Origin of the sequence: Streptomyces sp. NRRL S-495, from assembly GCF_000966955.1 — a bacterium.
GTDB classification, from domain to species: domain Bacteria; phylum Actinomycetota; class Actinomycetes; order Streptomycetales; family Streptomycetaceae; genus Kitasatospora; species Kitasatospora purpeofusca.
The window spans coordinates 41,126-48,223 of the sequence record NZ_JZWY01000005.1; the positions used below are offsets into that span (position 1 = coordinate 41,126).

Annotated in this window: 2 protein-coding genes; both read right to left on the minus strand. The window is 73.9% G+C overall.

Features of this window, described 5'->3' with window-relative positions; all coding sequences use genetic code 11:
* Positions 1-60 precede the first annotated feature (60 nt).
* Positions 61-1,251 (minus strand): cytochrome P450, encoded by a 1,191-nt coding sequence (locus VR45_RS00680; RefSeq protein ID WP_045937689.1) that lies wholly within the window; start codon positions 1,249-1,251, stop codon positions 61-63.
* 112 nt (positions 1,252-1,363) lie between these two features.
* Positions 1,364-7,098: non-ribosomal peptide synthetase (locus VR45_RS00685; RefSeq protein ID WP_045937690.1), on the minus strand; the 5,735-nt coding region annotated here is incomplete at its 5' end.

The window sequence follows — 7,098 nt, forward strand, 5'->3', positions numbered from 1 at the left end:
GCCTTCCTCGTGGTCCTTGCCTTGCCTGGAGGTGCCTGGTCGTACCGCCCGCGGCGGCGGTCACCAGGCGATCGGGAGCGCCTGCAGACCGTTCACCATCGAGGCCTCCTTCCAGCGCAGTTCGCGCTCGGGGACGGCCAGCCGCAGGCCGGGCAGGCGGGTCAGCACCCGCTCGATCGCCACCTGGAGCTCCAGCCGGGCGAGGTGCGCGCCGATGCAGTAGTGCACGCCGTGGCCGAAGCCGATGTGCGGGTTGCCCGGTCGGTCGAGGACCAGCCGCTCCGGCTCCTCGAACACCTCCGGGTCCCGGTTGGCGGCGGCGGTCGCGATCATCACCGCCTCGCCGGCCCGGATCACCACCCCGCCCAGCTCGACGTCCGCGGTGGCGTAGCGGGGCAGGCTGAAGCCGGTGAGCAGCGGCACGTACCGCATCAGCTCCTCGACCGCCCTGGGGATCAGCTCGGGCCGCTCCCTCAGCCGCGCCAACTCCTCGGGATTGACCAGCAGCTGGTGGAAGAAGTTGCCGATCTGGTTGGTGGTGGAGACGAAGCCGGCGATCAGCAGGTCGCAGGCGATGGAGAGGAGCTCCTCCTCGCCGATCAGCCGCTGCTCCCGGCAGGCCCGGACCAGCGTGGTGAGGAGGTCCTCGCCGGGCTCGCGGCCGCGCAGCTCCAGCACCCCGGCCATGTAGTCGATGAACGCCCGCCCCTCGACCGCGAGCACCTCGCCCGGGGTGACGGCGGAGAGCACTGTCTCCGCCCACTGCCAGAGCATCCGGTGGTCCTCGGCGGGGATGCCGAGCACCTCGCAGATGATGGTGGTCGGCATCGGGATCGCGAAGTCCTCGACCAGGTCGGCCGGGCCGCCCGCGGCGAGGATGCCGTCGAGCAGCTCGTCGGCCAGCTCCGCGGCCCGGATCCGCAGCCGCTCCACCCGGCGGGCGCTGAACTCCTTGGCCACCAGCGAGCGCAGCCGGGTGTGCTCGGGCGGCTCGGTGGAGAACAGGCCGGCGCCGGTGCGGGACACCGGGCGCATCCGGGGCTGGTCCTCGGCCATCGCGGCGGCCAGGCTGAACCTCGGGTCGGCGAGCACCGCCCGGACGTCCTCGTACCGGGTGGCCAGCCAGGCGCCGTCGCCGTACGGCATCCGGATCCTGGCCAGCGGCTGATCGCGCAACTCGGCGTAGCGGGGGTCGAGTTCGAGGCCGTTGGGCTCGAACGGATAGGTCAGCGGCGGGTGCTGCCGGAGCATGGTCGGATCCGTCTCTCGTGCGGGGGCCGCCTCTCGTACGGGGGCCGCCTCTCGGGCAGGGGCCGTGTCTCGGGCGGGGGCGGGCAGGCTCGGGGCCCGCCCGGGGGCCGTCTCAGGACGCATGGGTGGCGGCTCCGGTGAGGATCGACCGGGCGAGCCCGGCGTTGTGGGCGATGAACTCGCGGTCGAGCATCTCGGCATGGGTGCCGAAGCCCTTGAAGACCGCCGTCCGGGTGGCCGAGCTGCCGTGCCAGGCGCCGTCCCGGCCGGCCTCGTACAGCGCCACCTTCTCGTCGTCGGAGATCACGCTGAGCGCGGCGGCGACCACCCCGTGGTTGGGGGTGCGGCTGCAGAACCGCAGGTAGTCCCGGGCCTGTTCGCGGGTCTCCCGGGCGACGGCGGCGGAGCCGGTGTGCCGGTGGAGGTGCTCGGCGAGCTCGGTCTCGAAGGCCTGCAGGTGCTCGTCGGCGAGGTCGAAGGACTCCGGGATCCGGTGCGAGTCCATGATCACCACATTGGGCACCGCGCGGCCGCGCCGCTCCAGCTCCTTGGCGACCTCGAAGGCGAGGTTGCCGCCGAGCGAGTAGCCGAGCAGCGCGCACGGGCCCTCCGGCTGGAGCGCCTCGACCAGGTCGGCGTACTGGTCGACCTTGTCGTCCCCGGACACGTAGTTGAAGGCGATCGTGCGGTACTCCGGCAGGTGCGCCGCGAACTGCCGGTACACCAGCCCGTGGCCACCGGCCGGCGGGAAGCAGAACAGCGTCTGCCGCTGCTCCTGGTTGAAGCCCAGGTAGGGCTGGGCACCCTCGATCCGGCCGGTGATGATGTGCTCCACGGTCTTCGCCATCCCGTGCAGGGTGGTGACCTTGAACAGCTGGCTGACCGGGATGCTGATGTTGAACTCGGCCTGCAGCCCGTGGATCAGCTCGATCAGTCTGATCGAGGAGCCGCCCGACTCGAAGAAGTCGTGCTGGAGCCCCGGCTCCTCGACGCCGAGCAGTGCCCGCCAGTGCTCGGCCATCCGGACCTCGTAGAGGGTGACCGGCGGCTCGGCGGCCTCGGCGGCGTCCGTACGGGGCTCGGGCAGCGCCGCCACGTCCACCTTGCCGTTGGCGGTGAGCGGCAGCGCGGGCAGCTCGGTGAAGTGGGTCGGGATCATGAAGGTCGGCAGCTGCCCGGCCAGGTGGCGGCGGAGCGCCCGGTGGTCGAAGGTCCGGCCGGGCGCCGGCACGCAGTACGCGCAGAGCACGTGCTCGCCGCCGCGGTCCGCCCGGACGGTGACCACCGCCCGGGCCAGCTCGGGCCATTCGGCCAGCCTGGTCTCGATCTCGCCCAGCTCGATCCGGTGGCCGCGCACCTTGATCTGGGAATCGGCCCGGCCGAGCAGGTGCACCCCGCCGTCGGCGTCCCAGCGGGCGAGGTCCCCGGTGCGGTAGAGCCGGACCGGCTCGGTGCCGTCGGAGCCGCCGAGCGGCAGGGTGGCGAAGCGGCGCGCGGTCTGCTCCTCGTCGCCGAGGTAGCCGAGCGCCACGCCGGAGCCGCCGATCCACAGCTCCCCGGTCACCCCGGGCGGGACGGGCCGGCCCTGGGCGTCGAGCAGGTGGAAGGCGCTGTTCGGGAACGGCCGCCCGATCGGGACCATCCGGCTGGGCTCCAGCCCGTCCGTCGACCCCTCGAAGTACGCGCTGTCGATGGTGGTCTCGGTGAGCCCGTAGGAGTTGACCAGCCTGGTCCGCGGGCCGCACAGGGCGCTCAGCCGCCGGTACTCCTCGACCTTCCAGACGTCCGAGCCGACCACCAGCAGCCGCATGAACGCCAAGTCCCGCCCGGTGCGTTCGCAGTGGTCCAGCACGGTGCGGACCACCGCCGGGACGAACTCCGCGGCGTCCACCCGCTCGGTGCGCATCACCTCGTACAGCCGGGCGGTGTTGAACAGCAGCTCCCGGCCGACCAGCACCAGGGTGCCGCCGGAGCACAGCGCGCGGACCACGTCGCCGGTGAAGACGTCGAAGGCGGGGCCGGCCATCTGGAGGTGGGTCCGGGCGTCGGTGTCCAAGCGGTACTCGGCCTGCCAGGCCCGGTACGCCGAGGCGAGGTTGCCGTGGGAGACCCGCACCGCCTTCGGCCGACCGGTGGAGCCGGAGGTGTGGATGACGTAGGCCGGATCGTCGAGGCCCACCGGCACGTCGGTGAAGCCGTCGTCCTCGCTGGAGCGGTCAGCGCCGGTGGCCCCGTCGGCGGACCCGTCGGCGCCGAGTTCGGCGGGGGTGACCAGTCGGGCCGGCAGTCCGCCGAGCCGCTCGCGGTCGTCGCCGACCAGCAGCCCGGCCCCGGTGTGGCCGACCAGGTACGCCAGCCGCTCCACCGGGTGGCCCGGGTCCAGCGGCAGGTAGGCCGCGCCGGTACGGAGCACCGCCAGCAGCGCCACGATCAGCTCCGGCGACTTCTCCAGGCAGAGCGCGACCACCGTGCCCGGACCGGCGCCCAGCGCCCGCAGCCGGGCGGCGGCCCGCCGGGAGCGCCCGGCCAGCTCGCCGTACGTCAGCCGGGCCGTCGGACCCGACTCGGCCGGCACCGCCACCGCGGGCGCCGCCGGGTCGGCCGCCGCCGCGCGCAGCACCAGCTCGTGGACCGGCTCGGCGAACGGCACCCGCCGGTCGGCGCCGCTCCACTCCCGGAGCACCACGGCCCGCTCCTGCTCGCCGAGCAGCTCCAGCCCGGTGGCCGCCCGCTCCGGCCCCGCCGTGGTCAGCGCGTCGAGCAGATTGACGTAGTGGCGCGCCATCCGCGCCGTCGTTTCGGGCAGGAAGAGGTCGGTGTTGTACTTGAAGACGCAGTGGAAGCGGCGCTCGGCCTCGTCCTCGTAGGCGGACAGGGTGAGGTCGAACTGACCCTCCTCCTCGGGGAGTTCGATGTACTCCAGGTGGTAGCCGTACTTCTCGGTGGCGACCTTGTGGTGCAGCAGGATGAACATCGCCTGGAAGACCGCCGAGCGGCTCGGGTCGTGCTGCAGTCCGAGCTGCTCCACCAGCAGCACGAACGGGTACTCCTGGTGGTCCAGCCCGCCGAGCACGGTGGTCCGCACCCGCTCCAGCAGCTCGGCCACGGTCGGCCCGCCGGCCAGCGAGACGTGCAGCGGCAGCGGGTTGACGAAGTAGCCGTAGACGCCGGCGAACTCCTCGTCGGTGCGGCCCGTCACCGGGCTGCCGACGATGATGTCCTCCTGGCCCGCGTAGGCGTGCAGCAGCAGGTAGTAGGCGCTGAGCAGCACCATGAAGACGGTGACGTTGTGCGCGCGGGCCAGCGCGTGGACCCGGGCGCTGAGCTCCTCGTCCAGGACGAAGAACTCGGAGGCGCCGTTGTGGGTCTGCACCGCCGGGCGGGGCTTGTCGGTCGGCAGGCTGAGCAGCGGCACCTCGGCCGGCAGGTGCGAGCGCCAGTACTCCAGCATCCTCGGCGCCTCGCGGCCGGCCAGGAAGGCGTTCTGCCGGTTGAGGAAGTCCAGGTAGCGGGCGGCGACCGGGGGCAGCTCGGGCGCCCGGCCCCGGCGCAGCCCCTCGTAGACGGCCAGCAGCTCCTCGATGAAGGTGAAGGTGGAGATAGCGTCCGAGATGATGTGGTGGACGGCCTTCATGATCACCCAGCGGGCCGGGCCGCGCCGGAACAGCCGGAACCGCACCAGCGGGTCCCGCTCCAGGTCGTACGGCCGGCGGTACTCGCGGACGATCATCGCGTGGATGTCGTCCCAGGCCAGGTGCTCCACGTCGAAGACGTCGAAGTCCGGCTCCACCTCGGCGGAGATCCGCTGCACCGCCCGGCCGCCGTCTAGCACGAAGTTCGCCCGCAGGCTCGGGTGGCGTTCGACCATCGCCCGGAAGGCCGCGGCCATCAGCTCGGGCTCCAGCTCCACCCGTACCTCGACCGCGCCGCCGATGTTGTAGGCGAAGCCGTCCGGGTTGAGCTGCTTGAGGAACCAGAGTGCCTTCTGGTTGTGGGTCAGCGGGTGGGCGGACTCGTCCTCGTAGCGCTCCACGGCCGCTCCCGGGCCGGTCGGCTCCTCGTCCAGCAGCTCGGTCAGCGACTCGTGCAGCCGGGCGACCAGCTCGGCCACCGGCGCGTTCCCGAGCAGCGCCACCACCGGGAGGGTGACCCCGAGTTCGCCGCTCAGCCGGGCCCGCAGCTCCATCGCCAGCAGTGAGTCCAGGCCGAGGCCGCCGAGGCCGGCGGCCGGGTCGATCCGGTCGGCCGGCACCCGCAGCACGGTGGCGGCCAGCTCGGCGAACAGCTCGGTGAGCAGCGCCCGCCGCTCCTCCTCGCCGGCCGTCCGCAGGGTGTCCAGCAGCCCGGTCCGTTCGACGGCCGGCGCGGACTCCCGGGCGGCTGCGGCGAGTTCGGTCACCAGCGGCGGCGGGGCCGGGTACCAGGAGAGGAAGACCGGCCAGTCGACCACGGTGGCGACCAGCAGTTGGGCCCGGTCCTGGCCGAGCACCCGCTCCAGCACGGCCATACCGGTCTCCGGGGCGAGCGAGCTCATGCCCCGGCTGTGCCGGTAGTGGTCGATCAGGCCGAGCTCCTCGATCATCCCGGTGGCCCAGGGGCCCCAGTCCAGGCTCAGCGCGGGCAGGCCGAGCGAACGGCGGTGATGGGCGAGGGCGTCCAGGAAGGCGTTGCCGGCGGCGTAGTTGGTCTGGCCGGCGGTGGTCAGCAGGGAGGCGATCGAGGCGAACAGCACGAAGTGGTCGAGCGGCTCCCCGGCCAGCTGACGGTGCAGGGCGAAGGCGCCGAGCACCTTGGGGCCGTACACGGTGTCGAAGGCCGACCGGTCCAGCTCGCCGACCAGGGTGTCCCTGACCTGCCCGGCGAGGTGGAACACGCCCCGGACCGGCGGCCGGTCCAGTCGGCGGTACTCGGCCAGCCAGGCGGCCAGCGCGGCCTCGTCGGTGACGTCCAGCGCGGCCGGGACGACCTCGGCCCCGAGCTCCTCCAGCTCGCGCAGGAAGGCCGCCCGCTGCCCGTCCCGGCTCTCCGGGTCGAGCATCCGCCACTGTTCGCGCGGCGGCGGTGTGCTGCGGCCGACCAGGATCAACCGGCGGGCGCCGCGCTTCACCAGCGTGCGGCAGAGCAGCTGCCCGAGCGCCCCGAACGCCCCGGTCACCAGGTAGGCGCCGTCCGCCCGCAGCCGCGGCGCCAGCGGGCGGCTGAGGCCCTCGGCGGTCCGGAGCCGGCTGGTCAGCCGCCGGCCGCCGCGCAGCGCGATCTCGTCCTCGTCGGCCAGCGCGAACTCGCGCAGCAGCGCCTCGGCCGCCGCGTCCGCCTCGATGCCCGTGGCCGGGAGGTCGATCAGCTTGCCCTGATGGGTGGGGAGCTCCTGGTGCCGCAGGACCCGGGTGATGCCCCAGGCCGGGGCGGCGAGGGGCTCGACGGGCTCGCCGGGGGCCACGGCCTGCGCGGCCCGGGTGACCACATGGAGGCGGCAGTCCGGGAGTTCGGCCGCCAGCAGGGCGGCGAGGGTGACCAGGCTGTAGGCGCCGGGGGCGGTGTGGCCGGCCACGGTGGCGGGGTCGGCGGTGGCCAGCCCGGGGCGGTCGAGGTTCCACAGGTGGACCACGGCGGCCGGGTCGGGGGCGCCCTCGGCCCGCCGGTCGGCGAGCAGCCGGGCCAGGTCCTCGGCCGAGCCCGGCTCGACGGTGGCCGGGCGGCCGTCGGCGGCGGCCCGGTAGCCGGTGCCGGGGCGGACCCGCAGGCAGCTGCCGCCGCGCGCGGCGATCCGCTCGGCCAGGGCGTTCGCGACCCCGCCGCCGTCCGCGAACAGCAGCCAGTGGTCGGGGTGTTCGGCCAGCAGGTCCG

Coding starts and splice junctions, on each gene's coding strand:
- VR45_RS00680 (WP_045937689.1), bottom strand. CDS start 1,251: ATGCTCCGGCAGCACCCGCCGCTGACCTATCCGTTCGAGCCCAACGGC.